The organism is Pelobacter seleniigenes DSM 18267, assembly GCF_000711225.1.
Taxonomy (GTDB): domain Bacteria; phylum Desulfobacterota; class Desulfuromonadia; order Desulfuromonadales; family Geopsychrobacteraceae; genus Seleniibacterium; species Seleniibacterium seleniigenes.
This window is the reverse complement of record NZ_JOMG01000004.1, coordinates 573058-595258: the sequence shown is the minus strand read 5'-3', so window position 1 is coordinate 595258 and position 22201 is coordinate 573058. Positions and strand designations below refer to the sequence as shown.

The 22201-nt window shown below is 49.0% G+C and carries 16 protein-coding genes, 1 tRNA gene and 1 pseudogene; 6 read left to right on the top strand and 12 right to left on the bottom strand.

The annotated features are described in order from the left end of the window. Positions 1 to 258 precede the first annotated feature (258 nt). From N909_RS0119700 to N909_RS0119660, 9 genes are all read right to left on the bottom strand, one after another. On the bottom strand, positions 259 to 1572 hold the full coding sequence (locus tag N909_RS0119700; protein ID WP_029917852.1) for a nucleotide sugar dehydrogenase: 1314 nt from the start codon (positions 1570 to 1572) through the stop codon (positions 259 to 261). Positions 1573 to 1720: 148 nt separating this feature from the next. Beyond that, entirely contained in the window at positions 1721 to 2872 is a 1152-nt protein-coding gene (locus tag N909_RS0119695) for an XrtA/PEP-CTERM system-associated ATPase (protein WP_051689976.1), read from the bottom strand. A gap of 3 nt (positions 2873 to 2875) precedes the next feature. Beyond that, positions 2876 to 4126 carry a porin family protein gene (locus tag N909_RS0119690; RefSeq protein ID WP_029917850.1) on the bottom strand — a complete coding sequence of 417 codons (1251 nt, stop codon included), beginning with the start codon at positions 4124 to 4126 and terminating at the stop codon, positions 2876 to 2878. A 21-nt stretch (positions 4127 to 4147) separates the two neighbouring features. Further along, on the bottom strand, positions 4148 to 4972 hold the full coding sequence (locus tag N909_RS0119685) for an XrtA-associated tyrosine autokinase (RefSeq protein ID WP_029917849.1): 825 nt from the start codon (positions 4970 to 4972) through the stop codon (positions 4148 to 4150). Positions 4973 to 5211: 239 nt separating this feature from the next. Then, positions 5212 to 6714: an XrtA system polysaccharide chain length determinant gene (locus N909_RS0119680; protein WP_029917848.1), complete on the bottom strand. Its 1503-nt coding sequence runs from the start codon at positions 6712 to 6714 to the stop codon at positions 5212 to 5214. A gap of 11 nt (positions 6715 to 6725) precedes the next feature. After that, positions 6726 to 7517 carry a polysaccharide biosynthesis/export family protein gene (locus tag N909_RS0119675; RefSeq protein WP_029917847.1) on the bottom strand — a complete coding sequence of 264 codons (792 nt, stop codon included), beginning with the start codon at positions 7515 to 7517 and terminating at the stop codon, positions 6726 to 6728. A 2-nt stretch (positions 7518 to 7519) separates the two neighbouring features. Further along, on the bottom strand, positions 7520 to 8881 hold the full coding sequence (locus N909_RS0119670) for a TIGR03013 family XrtA/PEP-CTERM system glycosyltransferase (protein WP_029917846.1): 1362 nt from the start codon (positions 8879 to 8881) through the stop codon (positions 7520 to 7522). A gap of 9 nt (positions 8882 to 8890) precedes the next feature. Next, entirely contained in the window at positions 8891 to 11527 is a 2637-nt protein-coding gene (gene prsT / locus N909_RS0119665) for an XrtA/PEP-CTERM system TPR-repeat protein PrsT (RefSeq protein WP_029917845.1), read from the bottom strand. A gap of 233 nt (positions 11528 to 11760) precedes the next feature. Further along, positions 11761 to 12321 (bottom strand): PEP-CTERM sorting domain-containing protein, encoded by a 561-nt coding sequence (locus N909_RS0119660; RefSeq protein ID WP_029917844.1) that lies wholly within the window; start codon positions 12319 to 12321, stop codon positions 11761 to 11763. A 184-nt stretch (positions 12322 to 12505) separates the two neighbouring features. Here N909_RS0119660 and N909_RS25400 point away from each other — a divergent pair. Further along, a pseudogene (locus N909_RS25400) lies at positions 12506 to 12622 on the top strand (transposase); the annotation flags it as partial. Between the two features lie 143 nt (positions 12623 to 12765). Here the strand turns inward: N909_RS25400 and N909_RS0119655 are convergent. Further along, positions 12766 to 12852 (bottom strand) — tRNA-Leu (locus N909_RS0119655). Positions 12853 to 12924: 72 nt separating this feature from the next. Beyond that, positions 12925 to 14358: an Rqc2 family fibronectin-binding protein gene (locus N909_RS0119650; RefSeq protein ID WP_029917843.1), complete on the bottom strand. Its 1434-nt coding sequence runs from the start codon at positions 14356 to 14358 to the stop codon at positions 12925 to 12927. 93 nt (positions 14359 to 14451) lie between these two features. Between N909_RS0119650 and N909_RS0119645 the strand changes: the two genes are divergently transcribed. The 5 genes from N909_RS0119645 (at position 14452) to N909_RS0119625 (ending at position 20149) form a co-directional block, all read left to right on the top strand. Further along, complete coding sequence (locus N909_RS0119645) at positions 14452 to 15732, top strand: O-acetylhomoserine aminocarboxypropyltransferase/cysteine synthase family protein (RefSeq protein WP_029917842.1); 1281 nt, start codon at positions 14452 to 14454, stop codon at positions 15730 to 15732. Between the two features lie 374 nt (positions 15733 to 16106). After that, positions 16107 to 17396 (top strand): homocysteine synthase, encoded by a 1290-nt coding sequence (locus N909_RS0119640; RefSeq protein ID WP_029917841.1) that lies wholly within the window; start codon positions 16107 to 16109, stop codon positions 17394 to 17396. Between the two features lie 182 nt (positions 17397 to 17578). Further along, a complete protein-coding gene (gene modF / locus N909_RS0119635) occupies positions 17579 to 19045 on the top strand; it encodes a molybdate ABC transporter ATP-binding protein ModF (RefSeq protein WP_029917840.1) in 1467 nt (488 codons plus the stop codon). 340 nt (positions 19046 to 19385) lie between these two features. Beyond that, complete coding sequence (locus N909_RS0119630; RefSeq protein WP_029917839.1) at positions 19386 to 19610, top strand: GSU3473 family protein; 225 nt, start codon at positions 19386 to 19388, stop codon at positions 19608 to 19610. A 56-nt stretch (positions 19611 to 19666) separates the two neighbouring features. Beyond that, positions 19667 to 20149 (top strand): tRNA (cytidine(34)-2'-O)-methyltransferase, encoded by a 483-nt coding sequence (locus tag N909_RS0119625; RefSeq protein WP_029917838.1) that lies wholly within the window; start codon positions 19667 to 19669, stop codon positions 20147 to 20149. Positions 20150 to 20239: 90 nt separating this feature from the next. Here N909_RS0119625 and htpG read toward each other — a convergent pair whose 3' ends face one another. Further along, positions 20240 to 22078, bottom strand: a complete 1839-nt coding sequence (gene htpG / locus N909_RS0119620; protein WP_029917837.1) for a molecular chaperone HtpG — start codon at positions 22076 to 22078, stop codon at positions 20240 to 20242. Positions 22079 to 22201 lie beyond the last annotated feature (123 nt).

Genomic DNA, 22201 nt, shown 5'->3' with positions numbered 1-22201 from the left:
AAACACTGAAGTCCCGGAAGATAAGTGAAAAGCACCCATTCACCTGACGAAATAAGCTCGAATCGGAAAAATCATTTTACAAAACTATTCTTTCGACTGTTACTTTTGGATAACAACCGAAATTCACCAGGAGATCATATCCAAGCTCCCGACAGCCCTCAAAAACAGCACCACGAAGAGCGTTACTTTCCTTTTCAAGAAGTTGTCGTCCTTTTGTTTTGATTTCTGTGTTTTCAGTGAATTCCGTGGACATAATTCTTACAAAGACCAATAACTCAGCCCAACAGCTTCCACCTCGTCCTGGTTAAAAACAGATTTCACATCAATCAACACCCCTGGACCTGACCCATTTGAGCATATGGTTGCAAGTCTTGCCGCACTTAGGTCACTAAAGGCCTTATGACTGACGGCATAAACAATAGCATCGACATGGTCAACCTGATCCAGATTGATCAACTCAATGCCATATTCATGCCTGGTCTCTTCAGCGTCTGCCATCGGGTCATGAACCATGACTTCAATACCGTAATCGGACAACTCATGGATGATATCCACAACCTTGGTGTTTCTGATATCAGGAACATTCTCCTTGAATGTCAGTCCCAGAATCAGAACCCGCGATCCTTTGATGACTTTTCCGGCCTTGATCATTTCTTTGACCGTATGCTCAGCGACATATTTCCCCATACCATCGTTGATCCGCCGGCCGGCCAGAATAACCTGGGGGAGGTAACCGATCTGTTCAGCCTTGTGAGTCAGATAATAAGGGTCGACACCGATGCAGTGCCCACCGACCAAGCCCGGGGTAAACTTGAGGAAATTCCATTTGGTACCGGCCGCGGCCAAAACGTCACGAGTGGAAATGCCGAGTTTATTGAAAATCAGAGCCAGTTCATTGATCAAGGCGATATTTAAATCACGCTGGGTGTTCTCAATCACCTTGGCCGCTTCCGCAACTTTGATAGAGGAGGCCCGATGCACCCCGGCAGTGACCACCAGGCTATAAACATCGGCGACCTGGTCCAGGGTCTCTGCGTCCATGCCGGATACCACCTTGGTAATTTTATCGACCGTATGAACCTTATCTCCGGGATTGATTCGTTCGGGCGAATAGCCAACCCTGAAATCATCACCACATTTCAGGCCGGATTCGGCTTCAAGAATCGGCACACAGATTTCTTCCGTCACTCCTGGATACACTGTTGATTCATAAACGATGATCGCATCGGATTTTAGGTTTTGACCGATTGTCCGTGAGGCTTTCTCCACGGGAGTCAAATCGGGGTTGTTATTCTGATCAATCGGGGTCGGCACGGTCACAATGACAAAATCGGCAGCCCTCAGTGCCACAGCGTCCGTCGTATACTGGATGGTCGTCGCAGCCAGATCCGCGGAGGTCAGTTCGCCGGTCGCATCAAAACCCTGCTTTAATTGTTCAACTTTGCCAGTGTGAATATCAAAACCGATGACCGGCACTTTTTTACCAAACGCTGCTGCCAACGGCAAACCGACATAACCAAGGCCAACAACGGCTAAAGTCGCCTCTTTTTTTAATAATTTATCAACAAGCATTATTTTTAATCCTGATTAGTTCATAAAATGTGAAATTTCAATTTTTGCTGCTGATAAACGCAGATAGTTACAAATCAAGATCCATATCCTGACAAAACAAATGAATTTCCGTCCAGATCCGTGTCCATCTGCGTCAATCTGTAGCCAATTAACAATTTTTCTTCAACACCTCATCAAAATGCAGCGGTTCCTGCTGAACCGACCTTTTCCCATCGCTTAGCACAGCGGCCCGTAAGCGATCTATCTGGGCTGCTGTTTTCTTCAGTTGCTCTTCAATTCGACCGAACTGACTCTGTTGCTGGTTGATCAGATATTCAAGGATGCTCCCCTGACTGGACAGCCTTTCAAGAATCGCCTCCTGTTCTGAACGTGTTGCATTCAGTTTGGCATAATTCTCTTCAATGCGCGCCAGGCGCTCATCAGTACTGGAAGCGTTCTGCAGTCTTTGATGCGGCTGCGCTTCTTTTTCAAAATCTCCCGACAGCAGGGAAGCATCTTCAAAAGAGAGTTCACTGACCGCATCATTGACCAGTTCGAGGTCAATTTCACGTGACTCTTCAACGAATGCCGACAACAGCAGAAAATCGCAGATCAGATTGATCAGACGTGGCACGCCGCCACTGAAGCGATAAATACGATCAATGACACCGTCGAGAAAGGTGACACAATTCCGGTTTCCTACGGTGGCCAGACGGTGGAAAATATACTCTTCGGTCTCCTCCCGGTTGAGGGGATTGAGATGGCAGCTGATACTGATGCGCTGCCGCAATTGCCGTAACGACGGCTTGGCAATCAGCTGTTTCAATTCTGGCTGTCCAACCAGAATGATCTGCACCAACTTAAAACTGTCCGCCTCGAGATTGGACAGCAAGCGAATTTCTTCAAGACCGTCCTCGGAAAGATTTTGTGCCTCATCAACGATGATAATCGGCTGTCGCCCCTCGCTGCACTCTTTAAGGAGAAAGTCATTCAGGTCACTGAGCAGCTGGGCTTTGTTTTTACCATCAACCTGCAGGCCAAAGTCCTCATTGATCATGGCAATGAGTTGCTGAGATTCAACCCGGGTGTTAAAAATCATTGCCAGAGTAGTATCATGACTGATTTTGTTAATGATATCACGCAACAGGGTGGTCTTCCCCGAGCCAACCTCCCCGGTCAGCAAAGTAAAGCCGGCATGTTCCTGAACTCCGTATTGCAGGTAGCTTAATGCCTTACGATGCCCTTTGCTTAAATAAAGAAATTTGGGATTGGGCAAAAGGTCGAACGGTTTGGCGCTGAGGCCAAAAAACTCTGTATACATAAATTAAAACCGCATTGTCCCACTCAGAAAAATAACGTTATTGGTGTAATCATTGCCATCGACATCTGAATTATTGATGCGATACCGATATCCGCAGGAAGCCAGAAAACGTCGATATTCATAATCAAGGGACGTTTCCAGGGTCAGCCGATAGACGTCTTCATCGGCCATCCCGGCCTCTTCATATTGAGCGTATTCAAGTTCCGTATCGACATTGAAGGTGAACGCCCGAGAATAATGGTTAGAAAAACCGACACTCCAGCCGTAAGCGGTATCGGTTCTATTCTGGCGGACATAATCAGAGTTAGTCCAATACAGCTTGCTTTCTGCGGTAAATGGGTCTTTCACATAATTCACCGCAAAAGCAGCTTCCTGGGCTTTGGTAACGCCTTCGGTCACCGTCACGGTAAAATCCTGGGAATAGGTCAGAGCCAACTGAACCGCAGGAGTGAGCTGGTAGGAAAGCTCGCCCAGCCAGGTGGTGCTGTCAGTACTATAGCCGCTGTCATAGTCGATATTGCTGAAACCACCCTGCAACGCAAGCGTCGTTCTGGCGCCGAGGTGGTGGCGAAATCCCAAATGATAGTCCTGGCGGTCAAAATCTTCGGCCGGGTCATCTGAATTAAAGACGCGATAAGCGTAACCACCATAAATAGTTGTAGCCGAGGAAAGAATTTTCTCAAGGGTGACATCCCCGGAGTGCTCTTCAGTATCGCTACCACGAGGGTCAACATAATCCTTACGGTCATAGCTATATCCTAAAATCAACGCCAGGGTTGGGTCGAATTCAAGACGATACTGAGGTCTCACAACTGTATGGTAGGCTGTTGTCCGGTTGACAATATCATTATAGGCTGCGCTGTTGCGGCGCTCATCCAAGGTTTCGCGACTGATGGTTTCATTGAGCTGCAAGGTAAATGGCCGACCTTCAAAAAACAGCACCGAAGCATTGGCGCGCTGCACATCCTTGAAAGATTCCTCATTTTCCTGGTTATTATCCAGATAGAATCGATAATGAAGAGAATAATCGATTGTCGCATCAATCGAACGCCCCTTGTAAAGCAGTTGGATACCAGGCTCGATGGTGGTTATCCAATCACTTTCTTCACCTGAATCACTCAGATAAATATTATCGTTGTATTCCTCCTCAACAGTCACCCTGGGATGGAACTCAGCAGCCGCCATAGCGAGCGAGGAGGTACAGCAGACAAATAACACAACTAAAAGCAGATGCATCAATCGGATCATCTTCATTGGCAACCCCTTCGTTATGAATCAGTAATAGTAATAATCCTGTTTTTTCATAAAAGCATGGGCGTCGTTATAAACAATACCTAACAGATTATGATCCTTAAAATCAGCCAGCGTCTTAAGCAGGTCGTCTCGGTTGGCAACACCTTCCCGAACAACGAACAGCGTTGAGTCAACCATTCCGGATAAAACCCCCGCATCGGCAAACGGCAAAGCAGGGGGAGTGTCGAAAATGACATAACGATCAGAATAACGTTCTTTTAATTCCCGAACGATATCCTTCATCTGATTAGAAGAGAGCATGTCCAACGGGTCCTTGATAGCTTCACCCGCAGGCAGCACGACCAGTTTGCCGATCCCGGTCTTGATCAGCGCTTTTTCCAGCGGGAGTTGATCCCTTAAACAATGCACCAAACCAACTTCCGGTTTGATTCCCAGGTACCGATGCAAGGAAGGGCGCCGCAAATCCGCATCAACCAGAAGAACAGTATGGTCATGTTCTTTGGCCAAGGAGATGGCCAGGTTGAGAGAGGTCATCGACTTCCCTTCCTGGCTTGCGGTACTCGTCACCAGCAGGGTATTCATTGCCTTGTCTCCCTTGGTCAAGGCAATGATCGCAGAACGCAGCTTATTGTACTCTTCAACGACCACGGTTTTTTCCTCGCGGGCCGTTGCAATCAGCACGTTTTCGATCTCTAAAGGGTCGACCTCAAGCAGCACATCAACTCGCTGTGATGGCTGAGCTGTTCGGGAAAAAGCAGGGGAAGGTGCCGGCCTCTCTCCCCCTTCACTGGCAGGCATCTGCCTCTTATGTGCAGCTTTCTTTAACGCTTCTTCAATACGGCTCATATCGTTTTTAAACCTATCTGCTATCAACTAGTTTTCATCCGGAAACGGCCCTTTTCCGCTGTGGCGGTGCCAATCTGCGGGTTTTCTTGTGCGGCGTAAAGGACTACGCCTCCGCGCAACCCCTTTATTTTTTAGCCACAACGAAAAATTCCTCGTTTCCAATCTGAAAACTTAGCCGTTGCCCTTCGGAGTTTCCGGATGGCAACCAACTATGGGTAATGGATGACGTTTCAAGCGGCCTAGCTGACAAAAATCAGATAGGCAAAAACACCGGAGAAGCACAGGAAGTACAGACCTGAACCAGCGAAGAGCATAACATTTCCGAACTTTTGTTTTTTGGCGACTGCAGGGTCTACAATATTGGGAACAATCGCCAAAACCTCATAACCGGCATCCTCTAAAAATTCAATATCCCGAATCCGGTTATCCATGTTTTCAAGCAAAAAAACCAGCCCCAGACCACAACCCAACCCGCCGGCAACGGCAAGGAGAAACATTTTCAGCATATTTGGCGAGACCGGGACCTTCGGCAGAACAGCAGGGTCAACAATACGGAACGTGTCAGCCTTATTGCTGATCTCCATCTGCTTGGAGACCTCCGACTGACTCATCCTGCCCAACAGATCATCATAGATATTTTTGATGGAATCTCTTTCCTGAACAAGCAACCCCAGCTCTTTGCGGGTCGTCGGGACATCCCGCAATTCATTTTCACGCTTCGCAATCGTTTTCTGTAAATTCAGCTTGCGAGCGGCCAGTGAAGACAGTTCGGCATCGATCTGAAAAGCCTTCCCCTGCAACTCCTGATAGAGGGGATTCATGGACGTCAAACGTGTTGTCCCCGAGGTTTTTTCCTGGTTTCCCGGTTGCTCAAGCCGCTGTTTCAAACTGTCGATTTCAGCCCTGAGCCTGATCACTTCAGGATAATTCTCCGTATAACGAAGCAGAAGTGTATTCAGCCGGCTTTCCATCTCGGTAAGACGGTTATTGTCTGCGGCTTCAGTAACCGTGTCGATGGTTTCCGGCAGATTACTGAGTTGTTGCTCAATCTGCTTTTTTTGCGCTCGCAAGGTATCCTGGGAAAGGCCGATATCTTCAATCTGTTTTTCCAACTCCCGGATATTCGCCAGAGTGGTCCCCTCATCGACCGAGAAATACACCCCATTTTTTTTCCTGAATTGAATAATTTTATCTTCAGCCGCCTCAAGCTTTCCTTTGAAGACCTCGATCTGTTCGGCAAGAAAACGGTTTGCCCCGTAAGTTTCTTCCCTTTTGGCAGAGATATTCTCTTCAACGTATTTGCCGACCAGAGTGTTGACATAATCCCGGGCAAATCGTGGAGATTTGTCCTTGATTGAAACCATAAACAATTCCTGCCCGCGAACGCGCAAATTGGTCCGGTCGATCAGCTTTGAAATATACTCCTGCTGTTCCGCCTCAGACTTAGTAAAAATCTGAGAATTCAGTTGTTCCAGAGTTTTGGTAACAAGGTCCCGGCTCAACAAAGCATAGCGCAGCACTTTGAGACGGTCGTCAATGCTGGGAGATATGGCGATCCCCTTGACCAGGCTGTCAATAACGTTTCTTTCTATAAAAACCGTGGTATCAGCACTATAGATTTTGGGGAGGGTCAGGCTGTACACCCCGATACCGGTCATAACGAGCAGAAAGGCCGTGACAAACAAAACCCTGTATCGATAAAGAGCCCTGAGATACCGAAAAATCTCTTTAAAATTTTCCATCCCAAATTTCCTTAAAAAAGACTTTCATCCACAATAACATAATCCCCCGGTCTCAACAGAATATTGGATTCCATATCCTTACCGCGAATCAGCTGTTTAAGATCAAGTTTTTTTTTCTTCTTTTCGGCATCAATGACAAAAACTGAATCTTCCTTGGCATATTCGGTAAACCCACCTGCTTCAAGGATAGCGTCCATAATGCGCATGCCATCATAAAACTGCAAAGTCTTCGGAGTCTTGACAGCCCCCAAGACATAGACGACATTTAACTGGTTACTGGGGAGAAAAATGATATCTTCGGCCTGCAATTCAATATCCTGACTGATATCCCCTTTGTAGTACAGGGCAAAAAAATCAGTGGAGATTTTCTTCTTGTTGCGCAACAGGTAGGCTTTATGCAAATCGGTGCCTGACAGATCCCCCATTTCACTGAGTAACTTAAGAAGGGTCGTTTCTTTGACCATATCAACAACACGGGAAACCTGGCTACCAGTAATATAAATTCGGTTGTTGATAATCTGCTGCACGGAGACCGTGACGATCGGCTGCTTAACATACTCTTTCATCCGCGCAGAAAGCTGACGGCTCAGCTCTTCAGGCGTTTTCCTGTCCGCCAGAACATCGCCAACGGCGGGAAGAGTAATCTTGCCATCTGGCCGCACAGTGACCGATCGGCTCATCTCCGGAACGCCCCAGACAGAAACCTCAAGGATATCGCCCTTGCCGATCAGATAATCTTCAGCAAAAGCAACCGCAGGGACAACAAGAAGCACTAAAAGAATAAAAACAATAATTCGTCTCACAACTAACGCCCTCCAAAACCGGAAGTAACCACCCGAATAGTGTCGACAATAATCCTGAAATCCAACAAAATTGAGTAGTTTTTTATATAGAACAGGTCATAACGCAACTTTTCAAGGGCATCTTCATCCGATGCGCCATAGGGGTAGCAAACCTGGGCCCAGCCGGTGACACCCGGCTTGACAAAGTGTCTTGTTGAATAAAAAGGAATGGTCTCTTTAAGCCTTTCAACAAAAGCCATCCGTTCAGGCCTGGGGCCGATAAAGCTCATGTCACCTTTCAAAACATTATACAGCTGCGGGATTTCGTCCAGCCGGGTTTTACGCATAAACTTTCCCAAACGGGTTACCCGGGGATCGTTTTTCTGTGCCCAAACAGCTCCGGTCTTCTTTTCGGCATCCTGGGCCATCGTTCTGAATTTATAAACAAAAAATTCAACTTCTCCCTCTCCGACACGAAGTTGCCTGAAAAAAACCGGTCCTGGAGAATCCAGCTTGATCAGAACGGACAATAATGGAAACAACGGCGCGGTTAAAATCAGTCCTATGGTAGAAAAGACCACATCATAAATCCGCTTATAACTGCGCATAAACGGAGTCATTCGAAAACGATGGGTGTAAACGAAGGCGCTGGGTTGCATGTGCTCCACCAGCAGGCAACCCTTCTCCTGTTCGAAATAAGTGGTTGCCTCAATAACATCAATTCCCTTCAATTTACTGTGCATGAATTCCCGCAGCGGTAGATTTCCCCTGCGCTCAGCCAAGGCAGTAATGATTTTTTGAGGGCGATAATCACGAATCAGGTCATCGATACTTTTGATATCGCCCACGACCAGACTGGAATCGACAAACGGCTTTTGCTCAGTGCAAGAAACAAATCTGATATAGCTATGAATATTATGATCTTTGGGGACAATATCATAAATACGTTGGGCCAACTGCCCTGCTCCGATGATAAATATACGCGAAGCAAACTGTGCGCTACTTGAAAACCTCCGGATCAGCCCCCTGATTCCGAGCTGAACCGCAACAAACATCAATAGTGTTAAAAACATGACCCCTCTGCCTAATTGCAGAGATGGAAAGAGGTAAAAGAGCGCGGACAGCAAAAAGAACAAGGTCAGTAAGTTTGCCCCCTCGCGATAAAGAAGGAATTTCTTTGCAAAGAATTTTTGACTGTCATAGAGCTCGAAAAAATAACTCGAGAAGGCAATGACTGCGAGTAGCAACGCTGCCTTCAAAATGCCGGTGGTCCAGAGTTCCTGGTAATCACTTTGCAGACCCAATCTCAAAACATATGCCGCAACCAGACAAAGATAGGCACACCATAAATCGAGGCACAGCAATAAATATTTAGGTCTGATCATACAAAAAGCCTACTGTTTGCTTAAAATCGTTTTTGCCTGGGCCTTTTCCTGGGGGGAGCCATTTTTCAAAACGTCCTGGAGCACCTCCCGCCCTTTTTCTTTCTTCCCTGTCGCCAACAAAGCCTGGGCCAGATGAAGCGCTACTGCGTTCTCCTTCGGCAACATCTGATGAGCCCGGTCAAGAACTTTGACGGCATCATCAGAGCGTTCATTCAGCAATAGCAGATAGCCCAAAGTATCCATGATCCGGGGGTCATTCGGCTCCAGGCGAAAAGCCATCAACGCATAGTTGAGCCCTTCTTCAGACTCCCCAAAGTTATCGGCCAAGAGATAAGCAAGATTATTAAGCGCAGGAACATTCTTCTGATCATACTTGACCGCCTTGCGGTAATCATCAAGCGCGGCAGCCTTGTCGCCCGACCTTTCCCTAAGCACTCCGAGGGCAACGTAGGCTGGAGCGTAGTTGTCTTCCTGGTCTATAACCTGCAGATAAATCTGCTCGGCCTGAGCCGCATGTCCCTGTTCTTCTTTAAGACGCGCCAATTGCATCTTTAGCCGTACCGGATTGATAAGAGTGTTGATACCCGTCTGTAAAACAGCCAGGGCATCATCTGTTTTCTGCTGACTGCGCAGCAACCCGGCCTTAAGAAGATAAGGGTATTCTTTACCTGGATCAGACGCCATCAAATCCTGAACCATTTTTTCGGCCTGTCCAAGCTGCCGGGTAGAAAGATAAAGACGCATCAGCAAACCGTAGCCTCTCTCCGGATCAACAGACGCCATCCTCTCGTAAGCCGCTTGCGCCTGCGCCACATCCTTCATTTCAAAAGAAAGAGCCCCTTTTATTTCCAGCAAAGGGAGAGAGTCGGGAAAGACCTGCAGCCCACGATCAATGACAGCCAAGGCCTCATCTTTTTGACCCATTTTAAACTGATATTGCGCAGCATAATAAAACCCTTCTTCCGTTCTTGTGTTTTCCAAAGATTTGTAAATGTTTTCCAGTTCAACTTTTTGTCCCTGGATACGGTAAATCCCTGCAAGCCCCAACAGCGCCCGGATATTATGTCCATCAGTCGTTAAAATCTGCCGGTATTCATCAATGGCGTTCCCGTACTGCGACTGAGAAGAGTAAAAAGCAGCCAAAGTAAAATAGGGAGTCAGATAATGACTATCCGCCTGTTTTGCCTTCACCAGCGCCGAAACGGCTAAGTCATTCTTCTTTTGTGAAAAATAAGCAGCGGCAAGATAATTATAAAGCAGCGCGTCTTCTTTTGATCCATTCAAACCATCCTGCAGAGCCTGAATCGCCGCCGAATAGTTCTTCTTCCGCAAATAGTGTGAAACCAGCATCAACCTGCCATTAAGGATTTCGGGAGCAGCTTCCACCGCCTTGACCAGGTCAGCCTCCCCTTTGGCCCCCTCTCCTTTGGACAAATGAAACAGCCCTCGCCGGATGTGTGCATCCGCGAGGGACGGATCGAGATCAATCGCCCTGTCCAGCTCAGTCATCCCTTTATCGTATTCGCCCTGGGCAAGATAGGCACTGCCAAGAATGTTATGGGCATAGGCATTCTTAGGGTCAGCGCGCAGGACTTTCTGAACCTCTATGACCGCATCATCGAGCCGCTTCTGCTTCACTAACGTTGTCGCGACAAGAAGCCTGGCTCGTTCAAAATCAGGATTTAAGTCAAGCGCATTCTGGAACTGATTCAAGGCAAGCTCATACTGCTCCTGAGCATAGTAACTCAACCCCAGGAAAAAATAAGACAGGACATGTCGCTCTTTTTTGAGAGACTCCTCAAGGGTCACCTTGGCCTGCTCAAAATCCCCCTGCCTGTAGAGCAAAATCCCTTTTAAGCGTGACGACTCAGCAGCTGAAGGGAATTTTTCCCTCAACCTTTGCAGGGTATCTTCGGCACCGGGGATGTCATTCAAATCGATCTGCAGAATACAGGCCATATAGTAAGCCTGTAATTGCTGGGGAACTTCGTGAGAAAGGCTCAAGTAGGTCTTTAAGGCATTCTGCCGGTCCCCCTCCGTGACATAAATATCTGCAAGCAGATAATAAGCCTGATCTTCCTTCTTATCAATTTCGATAGCTTTCTGCAGGTATTGTTTTGCTTTATCAAAATCATGTCTTTGGACAGACATTCGGCCGAGGTAAAGATACGGATCGACTGCCTGAGGGTCCAAAGCCATGGCCTTTTGGAAAAATTTTTCGGCGGTGGCAAGATCACCTGCGGCACCGTGGGCACGGCCATAAAGAACCAGCGATTCAACGGTCTCTTTGCCGGAAGAATGGTAGGCGTCCAACTCTAAAAGAGCTTTTTCAGGTTCCTTGAGTTGAATATAAGCACTGGCCAGATCAAGACGGATCTCTGCCATTGAGGGGTTTTGTAATAGAACTTTTTGATATTCTTTTTCTGCCTGGGAGAATTTTCCACTCTTTAGATAAACATCAGCAAGCCCCTTGCGGGCAGCCAGATAATCGGCATCTTTCTCTAAAGCGTTCCGGTAAAGGACGATCGCCCCCCGGTAGTTTCCTGCAGCAGCTAAATCGGCACCCTCCTGGGCCAACTCTTCCTTGGTTTGGCCACTACAAGCTGCAACAAAAAGAAAAGTGAATAGAAGAAGATAGCGCATCATGGCCCCCGCCTGAGAGAAAAATGTTTAAAATCAATAAGGATTTAACAGAAATCATTCTATTGAAGCCTGCCTACCTGAATATTATAATCAGGTTATAATTTATAACTTATAAGCCTAAAAATGCAAGCTTTCGACAAAATTATATATTGTTCCTAACAAAGAAAGAGCGAAGACTTTGTTGCCTTCGCTCTTTCTTTGTTATTTATTATTAGATTTTAAATATTACAAATAATCTATTTTTTTCTTTTAAGAAATGCGAGCCCTATCAAACCCGAGCCAAGAAGCAGCAACGTTGCAGGCTCTGGAACCGGAGCAATATCAGTGCTGTAAACCTTAAGCCTGACCGTTGCACCATCAAGTTTAGTAAAGGAAAGATACCAAACATTTTCTGAATTCGTTGCATCCATTATCCATCTGTCAGTTTGCAAATTCACAGTCAAACCGTACAGGTCTCCGGAAGCAGCATTGCCGGAAAGGGTTGTATCAGACAACCAGATCCTATTATTAGTAACATTATAAACATAGAACCCAAAAACATTATAATCCGCGGCATCAATCTGATTGTTGGCAAAAAGAGAAGAACCGGCACTAAACAGTGTGGTCAGTTGAATACTTTCCAGATCAGGGTTATTAAAATCATCAACAGTATAGATGCCGAAAGCTAAAGCGGCATCGTTATCCAACAGCAGAAACTCTGAATTTGAAGATGCTGAAGACCAATAGGGTATTGTGCTGGCTGTGGCTGAAACGGCCCAAAGAGCGATCAGAACCGTTAAAACTAATAATTTTTTCATTGAATCCTCCTGCAAGGTAGATTAGCCAGATAACTTATATCGCAGTTCATGCACAGCCTGTACCAACATTTCAACACATTGATTTAATGTCACTTTCAAAACAATCCCCCTCTACTGTAAAAATCACCGACACAAAACTCTGACCAGTTGGCTAGAGCCGATAGCTTGTATGTTTCGATATTATCGGAGCAATGGAATTGTGGAAGGATTTCATCGCAAGATGAAGTTGATTCAACGGCGAGCATACGGCTTTAGGAATTTTGAAAATTACAGGTTGCGCGTCAAGGTATTGTGCGGTTAAAAAATAGCAGAAGTTTGATCAGTTTAGTGGTGGGATAAAGTTACCTGCCCCTTTCTTTGGTGTAGACCCTCGAATTCCAGCCAAAGCGCCTGAAAATAAAAACCCGGTTACTCAAGTAAAGTAACCGGGTTATATAATTTATTTGGTGCCGAAGGGGAGACTCGAACTCCCACGTCCCTACGGACACTAGACCCTGAACCTAGCGTGTCTACCAATTCCACCACTTCGGCGTGAAGCGAGGGTGTTTATAGCAAATGGGATTTCCCTTTGCAACAAAAAATATCACTTAAAAAAAAATTCTTTCAATCCACCCGCAGCGGTTCAACCAAAAGGGTCTTGAAGTGTTTGACTAAAACCTGCCCGGGCCTGGCTCCGGGAGGTTTTCTCACCTGCCCCGCCTCGGCCATCATCACCTCAACTTTGGAATCATTCCTGGCTTTTGAATAGCCGGCAGCCAGGGATGCGGCATACAACAGGTCGGCTTCGGGAACCGGGACATTCTTCTCCCCGGCTTTTAGAACCACATGAGCCCCGGGAATATTATGCGCATGAAACCATAGATCACCTTTTTTCAGAATCCTGGTCGAAACCTCGTCGTTCTGCCGGTTATTCCTCCCCCAACGGATATCAAAGCCACCCGGGCTGGCCAGTTGACGAGGAACGGAGGCTACAGTCGTCCGCCTTGCATGCAGGTTACCGGATTCCCTGAACAGGCCGACATCTTTCAGTTCCTGGGCCAAATCCTCAATGTCGGATTTACTTACACTTTCTTTCAGTTGATATTCAAGATCGCCAAGCCAGGACAATTCAGTCTCTGTCTCCTCCAATCTCCTGCGGGTATGCTCAAAACCCCGCCGCAGCTTTTTATAGGTCCGAAAATACCCTTCGGCATTGCTCTGCGGATCCAGTTTCGGATCCAGGGTGACGGTGATGGATTGTGGCGGGTCATGATAATAGTCTTCTAGAACAACCTGATCCATCCCCCGTTTGAGCCGGTAAAGATTGGCCAGCAGCAGCTCACCCCGAATTTTGTAGCTGTCCGGATTTTGCTGTTTTGCAAAATCCGCACGGATATTCTGCAGCCGTTTTTCCAGCTTTTTCCTCTGCCGCTGAACGGTTTTCAGTAACTGTTCATGAATATCCTGCCGAACCTTCCCCCCATCGGAGTCTCCCGTACCTCCATAGCACTTCGCAGCATATTGGTTAAACGACTGCCCGGCCTCCAGCTCAACTTCAATGTTTCCAGCCTTATCCCTGTCCTGACGACGTTCCGGCGGCAACTGGTAAGGCTGGCCGGCCATGATTGCTCGCCCGGAACCAGCCGCGGGCGAACGCCTGAGCGCATCGATAATCATCCCCTCCGGACCACAGAGGATCAGGTTACTGCTCCCGCCGATCAATTCAACAATTAAACGACAGGGGCCGGCCCCACCGCTCCCCTCGACAAAAACAATCCGATCGTTGTCAACCAGAGTGATTGCCTCAATCCGTGCCAGCCTGGCTCGCAATAACTGACAAAAGCGCGGCGGCCGCTGCGGGTTCAAAAAATCCTGGTCGCTCAAATGAATGCGGCTGCGGCCGGGTTCAGCACTCAGCAACAAGCGCAGCGTTTCCCTGCCATTCCAGAGACGCAGGATCACCATATCGGCATCGGGCTGGTAGACTTTGGCCACTTTGGACGGACAGATTCGATCGCTTAATTCAGCGACAACTTTTTGGAGAAGCAAATATTCCATCAAAACAGACTTTCAGATTCAGGAGATAATTGTCACTTGACTGTTCAATCTGCTAATATCCGGCATATTTTATGCCATCAACAGGAGAAACTCATGCAGAAAAGCTGGCACATCGAAACTCAGGCGGTCCAGGGGAACTATCAGCCCAAAGCGGCGGAGTCAAGAACCCCTCCCATTCATCAGAGCACAACTTTTAAATATGACAAAGCCGAGCATATGGCACAATTGTTTGACCTGGATTGTCCAGACCCCATGTATACCCGGTTGGGGAATCCGACGACCAGTGTTTTCGAAGAAAAAATAGCCTTGCTGGAAGGGGGCGTCGCCGCGCTCGCCACCTCCTCCGGCCAGGCGGCAACGGCACTGGCCATATTAAATATCTGCCGCAGCGGGCAACATGTCGTTGCCGCCAGCACCCTTTACGGGGGAACTTTTTCACTGTTCGCCAATACCTTTCCAAAGCTCGGCATTGAGGTCACTTTCGTTGATCCCAACAGCTCCCTGGAAGAGATGCAAAAAGCATTTCGCCCGCAAACCCGTTGCCTGTTCGCAGAGACCATCGGCAACCCTGGCCTGAATATCCTTGATTTCCAGAAGTTCAGCACCCTGAGCCGGGAGATGGCGGTTCCGTTGATTGTCGACAACACCCTGGCGTCCCCTTACCTCTGCCAGCCATTGCAGCATGGTGCCGACATTATCGTTCATTCGGCCACAAAGTACATTGACGGCCACGGCACCTGCGTTGGCGGAGTTATCGTCGACAGCGGCCGCTTTGCCTGGACGCCCGAAAAGTACCCGGAAATCTGCGAACCCGACTCGTCCTATCACGGGCTGAAGTATCTGGAGAAATTCGGTCCGCTGGCCTACATCGTTAAGGCACGGGCTCAATACATGCGTGACCTGGGCGTCACCCCCGCCCCCCAGAACTCTTTCCTGTTCAATCACGGGCTCACCACCCTGCACCTGCGCATGGAGCGACACAGCAGCAACGCCCTGGCCCTGGCCAAGTTCCTGGACGCTCACCCGAGCGTGTCCTGGGTCAACTACCCGGGGCTGGCAAGCCATTCCAGTTTCGCCCTGGCTCAGCAGTATCTGCCCAAAGGAGCCAGCGGAGTGTTGACCTTCGGTATCAAAGGCGGCCGTGACAGTGGTATTAAATTCATGGAAGCTTGCCGGCTCATCGCCATGGTGGTTCATGTCGGTGATGCGCGTTCCTGCGTGCTGCACCCGGCCAGCACCACCCACCGACAACTGACGGAAGAGCAGCAGATTGCCTCCGGGGTTTCCCCGGATCTGATCCGACTTTCCGTCGGCATCGAGAATATTGATGACCTGATTGCGGATGTCGATCAGGCCTTGGCGGCAAGCCGCTGACACCCTGCCTGCTCGCCAGTTGTCCCTTTATCAAGTACTTGATGGGGGGACAACTGGGAATGGCGGTAGTTTAAAGAGTAGATAGCAGCAAAACCGGGACTGTCCCCGCACGGGGACTGTCCCAGGTCTTTGCGGTGCTAACCGCTACAGTTTCATGGTTCGCAACCTCTTGGTACAGCCCCCGATGACCCTGGGGGCAGTCCCGAGTTTACTGCAAAGTTGCTCAAACTAGAACCATTCCTGACAACTGGCTTCTTCTGACCTAAATCTCTTTTATCCCTTGCCAACTTCGTTATGAGTTGATATAGATAATTCATTCTTTACCAATTTACTACATAATCATTTCTTTCAACACGCATATCAAGGAGTAAATTATGCCGAATGAGAGACCATATCGTGACGATACCCTGGCCTTACATGCCGGGCAAATCCCGGACCCGACCACCAACTCCCGTGCTGTGCCGATTTATCAGACCAGTTCCTACACCTTCAATTCAGCTGAGCATGCCGCCAACCTGTTTTCCCTGAAAGAAATGGGGAATATTTATACCAGGCTGATGAATCCGACCACAGATGTGCTGGAAAAACGCCTGGCTGAACTGGATGGCGGAGTTGGGGCATTGGCTTTGGCATCGGGTTCGGCGGCCATCACCCTGGCAATCCTGAACATCGCCCAGGCCGGGGACAATATTGTGTCGAGCAGTTCCCTTTATGGCGGGACCTACAACCTGTTCAATCACACCTTCAAACGGATGGGGATCACTGTCAAGTTTGTTGACAGCTCCAACCCTGATCATTTTGCCGCGGCCATTGATGACAGGACCAAAGCCGTTTATCTGGAAACCATCGGCAACCCGCAAAATAATGTCGATGATTTTGAAGCTGTCGCAGCGATAGCCCATGCGGCCAAAGTCCCTTTGATCGTCGATAACACGGTCGCAACGCCGGTACTGTTCAAGCCCATCGAGCATGGCGCCGATATTGTCTGCTATTCGTTGACCAAATTCATCGGTGGGCACGGCACCAGTATTGGCGGAGCCGTCGTCGACAGCGGCCGGTTTGACTGGTCGAGTGGCCGCTTCCCAGAGTTCACCAACCCGGACCCCAGCTATCACGGTCTGGTTTACCATGAGGCCCTGGGAGAGTTGGCCTATATCCTGAAGATGAGACTCACCTTGCTGCGTGATATGGGCCCCTGTCTGTCGCCCTTCAATGCTTTCCAATTTTTGCAAGGACTGGAGACATTGCATGTCCGCATGCCACGCCACTGTGAAAACGCCCTGCAACTCGCGCGCAAACTGGAGCAGCACAAGCTGGTCGAGGCGGTCAACTATCCCGGCCTTGAGACCCATCGGGATTTTAAAAACGCCCAAAAGTATCTTGGCAAAGGACAGGGAGCAATTATCTGCTTTGAAATCGCCGGAGGGCTTGAAGCGGGGACAAAATTCATTGACAATGTGAAATTGGCCAGTCATCTTGCCAATATCGGCGATGCCAAGACATTGGTGATCCATCCGGCTTCGACGACTCATCAGCAGTTGGATGAAGAGCAGCAAAAAGCGGCCGGAGTCACCCCCGGGCTGATCCGTATTTCGGTCGGGATCGAACATATTGATGATCTTTGGGCCGACATTGAGCAGGCCATTGTTGCAAGTCAGCAGTAACAATTAGCCAAGGGCATTAAGGGTGGAGCCTTCCCCTTAATGCCCTCCCTTGGAACGCCCCTGGCGGACCAATAAGCCTTCATCCATGGCAGACTGAAAACCGCGCCGCCAAAGCGGGCGACAATCGCTCTTTCCGCCCGCTGAATACGGGCACTTCGCAACAGTACACAGGGGACATCACCTTGCCACTTATCAGCCTCGTCAACATCACCAGCAGAATCGGCAAAAAAACCTGCCTCAGTGACATCAATTTCACCGTAACCCAAAATCAGCAATGGGCAATAATCGGCGCCAACGGTTCCGGAAAATCCGCATTAGGCCGTTTGCTCTGCGGGCAGTTGAAAGCCCAGGAGGGCACGGCCACGTTACCCGAGAAAACCGCCTTTGTGTCCTTCGAATCCGTCACCGAAGCCCTTGACCAGGAACGTTACAACGACGATTCCAATGTCTGTGGCGGGGCCGATCCAGGCACGCCCGCCCGTGACTTCATCCTCAACGGCCAACCGGAACTGGCACCGGCGCTAGCGGTTATGGCCGAAGAGTTTGATTTTTCAGGTCTGCTTGAGCGAGGGATCAAGTTCCTCTCCACCGGGGAAATGCGCAAAGCGGTTATCTGCAAAGCTCTCTTAAAGAAACCGCAATTGATCGTTTTCGATGAGCCCTTTGACGGTTTGGACCAATCCTCCTGCGCCATCCTCAAAGATCTGATCAGCAAAATAACCAGGGCCGGTACCCAGATCCTGCTGCTGCTCAACCGTTTCAGTGAAATTGTCCCGGAAATTACCGATCTGGCCTACCTGCAGTCCGGCCGTATTGTGCTTTGGGGCCCGCGGGAAAAAATGCTTGCATCGACAGCGCTGAATCGGGTTCACCACTTTCACAGCCAAGGGTCGGTACAACTCCCCTCCCCCCCTACAGAACAGCCCATGCCGACAAACGACAACCAGGAGCCGCTCATCCGCATGAACAGGGTCTGGGTCCGCTATGGCGACAAACCGATCCTGGCGGATCTATCCTGGCAGGTTCTGCCTGGTGAACACTGGAGCATCTCCGGGCCGAACGGGTCCGGCAAAACGACCCTGCTGAACCTTATCAGCGGAGAAAATACTCAGGCCTATGCCAATGACATCACCCTGTTCGGCAGAAAAAAAGGCTCCGGTGAAAGTATCTGGGAGATCAAACAACGGCTTGGCTATATTTCAACCGCTTTTCAGCGCAGCTACCGGGTCCCGGGTACGGTTTCAGCGGTGTTGCTCTCAGGCTTCTTTGATTCCATCGGCATCTATCACGACGTGTCGAAAAAACAACAACAGCTGGCGGACCAATGGCTACAGCTCATTCACATGGAAGAACTGGCCAGGACTCCATTTCAAAGGTTATCTTTCGGCGAGCAACGTCTGGTTCTGCTCGCCCGGGCCATGATCAAACAGCCGCAACTGCTGATTCTGGACGAGCCCTGCCAGGGGCTGGATGAGATCAACCGGGAGATGGTCCTGAAACTGATTGACATCCTTGGTTCCACAGGTCGGACCCAGATTTTATACGTGACCCATCATCCGGAAGACCGGATCCCCTGCATTAAGAACAGCCTGCAACTGGTTCCGGCGCCGGGAGGCGGGTCTACCGCTGCAATTACCCGTTGCCCGTAACGGGTTGGTGAAGAGTTCGCTGGGAGACTTCGTTAAACACAATCGGGCGAAATGCGATTGCCTCGACCTCACAAAATCAATGAGTTGATTATCTGCCATTAAATTCCCCAACTATCCATAGATTCAGCGGGCTGCTTTCGACGGCCTGCCAAGGATATACCGTTTAGGCTTTTCATCTGTAAGTTTTTCCGACAAAAGTCTATTCCATAACAAAAACATTCGCGATCCCAGCATGTTAAAAAGAAGGCAACAATATTGCATAGTTGATCACAAACAGTATTTTTTTATATTTTTGATGCCGCGTTTGGTGTGTATATATGTCCCGGCCAAGGAGCAATTGATGCTAATTCCAGTGATCTATCCAGACGGCAGACACGATATGGTGAAAGAATTCCTCCTAACCAAACTGATTGAAGAGAACAGGATCGAGAAGTTCAAGCGCAGCGATGGCTGGGTGGATGTCGATTCGGACCAGGTCCGCGGCAAAAGATGGCGGCCGTCTTATGCCGGCCCGGAACGACGGCGGCGGAATCTTGAGCTTGAGGCCTCTATCGGTTTCTCATAAATCGATCGCAGCATTTTCTTCCCCCGGTTGACCTGTTTATGCTATGGTTCCGCGCTATGCGAGACCTTACCCCTTTTCATATTGTTCTGATCGAGCCGGAAATCCCCCCCAACACCGGGAATATCGGTCGCCTGTGCGCCGCCACCGGCACCCATCTCCACTTGGTGGGAACCCTCGGTTTTTCTTTGGATGACAAACATCTGAAACGGGCCGGGCTGGATTACTGGCCGGAAGTGAAGCTGTCCCGCTGGGATAGCTTTGCGGAATTAAAACAACAGCATCCTGATGCAAAGTTCTGGTACACCTCCAAAAAAGCCAGCCGGAATTATACGCAGGTGGAATTTTCCACGGGAGATTTTCTGGTATTCGGCAAGGAGACCAAGGGTCTTCCAGAGGATCTGCTCGAAGCGGAGCAGGAACACGCGCTACGAATCCCTATCTTCAATTCTGCTGTGCGCAGCCTGAATCTGGCCAACTCTGCAGCGATTATTCTCTATGAAGCGCTCCGCCAGACCGGGCAGCTTGCCGACCCTGCATAATCCCCCCCTTGGCGGGTTGCTGAAAAAGTCCAAGCTGAGGCTTGGCAGGCTGTTTTTCAACAGCCTGCCATAAGCACATTTAACCAGGAATCAGATCATACCGATCAGCTTGCTGCTGCGTTCCAGGAAGCCGGCCATGCGCTCCTTGCTGATCGCCTGATGGGACAACATGGCCAGGTCATAAATCTGTTCAATCAGCAATCCTGCAGTTTCGGCATCGCCTTCGTCCTGCAGTTTCAGGATTTTTGCAACCGCCGGGCTGGCCGTATTCACCATCAGGGTGTGCTCGGAAAACATATCCGGCATCTCCCCTTGCCCCATGGTCCGCATCATTTCCTTGAGTCGCCGCGACTGCTCGTTGAGCAGGATCATCCCCGGCACAGAATCATCCTTGAGGGTCTCAACCCGCACCGACAGCCCTTTGATATCAAGCTTGTCTTTAAAAACCTGCTCAATCCGCTCTTCCTTGGTTTTATTGTCCGGTCCGCTGACGATCTTCTTACCGGCATCCTGTTCAAGCAGGTTTTCAGTGATGTCGGAATCGACCCGTTCAAACTTGAGATCGGTATTTTTCGATTCCAAAAACTGGATAAAGTGGCTATCGATCATCGAATCAAGGATCAAGGCTTCCATCCCCTGTGACTTGAACAGCTTCAGGTAGGTGGCCTGCGCCCCTTCATCATTGGCATAATAAACCTTGTTTTCGTGATTGTCCTTGGCCCGTTCCAGGTATTCCGGCAGCGTCGTGTACTTGTCTTCTGCCGTGGTCCGGTAAATGACCCGATCCTTGACTTTGTCATAGAACTTGTCTTCGCGCATCATGCCATACTTGACGAAGGTATGAATATCTTCCCAAATCGGCACAAACTGCTCACGCTCCATTTTGGCCAGCTCAACAATCTTCGCGGCCACCCGCCCGCTGATGACTTCGCGAATCTTCCGGACCTGGGGTTCGTTCTGCAGATAACTGCGCGACACATTGAGGGGCAGATCAGGGGCATCCAGACAGCCTTGCAGCGGAGTGAGGAATTCCGGGATCAGTTCCGGGGTGTTGTCGGACACAAACACCTGGTTGCAGAACAGCTTGATATGACTCTTGGTCAGGTCAAACTCATTATGCAGGCGCGGGAAATAAACGATCCCTTTCAGATTGAAAGGAAAATCGATGTTCAAATGAATCCAGAACAAGGGTTCGTCCGACATCGGATACAGCTTGCGGTAGAACTCTTTATATTCTTCTTCGCTCACCTCGGAAGCCGCACGGGTCCAGAGCGGATTTTTGTCGTTGACCTCAGCACCTTCCAAAGAGATGGATACCGGCAGGAAATTACAGAATTTCTTGAGGATTTCCCGAACCCTGGCAGGGTCGAGAAATTCTTTTTCATCGTCGTTCAGCTTCAGGGTAACGTCGGTTCCACGCCCCTTTTTCTCGGTCTTTTCCAAGGTATAGCTGGTCGTACCCGAGCAGGTCCAGTGCACAGCCTCGGCATCTTGCTGATAAGACAGGGTCTTAATTTCAACTTGATTGGCCACCATGAAACTGGAATAAAACCCGAGGCCAAAATGACCGATAATCTGGTTTTTATCTTCAAGATCCTTGAACTTTTCAACAAAGTCTTCGGCAGAAGAAAATGCAACCTGATTTATATATTTGCGGACTTCATCCGCCGTCATGCCGATCCCGTTATCGCTGATCGTCAGGGTTCCGGCGTCCTTGTCGATATGGATATCAACTTTGTACTCATCCGTAAGCTTGAGCCCTTCGATAAGGTTGATATTCTGCAACTTATGGATCGCATCAACGGCATTGGAAACCAATTCCCTGAGAAAGATATCCTTGTCGCTGTACAACCATTTCTTGATGATCGGAAAGATATTTTCCGTATGAATGGAAATACTGCCTTCTTCCCTGTTCATCTCTTCTGACATATGTCGTCCTCCTTGTTTAAATAATTGTTTTGATTAAGCAATCAATAAGAATAAGAATTGAAGGGAACTTTGTCAAGGTGGGTATTATGGGATCAAAGCAGCAGGAGATGAGAATTGCAAAGA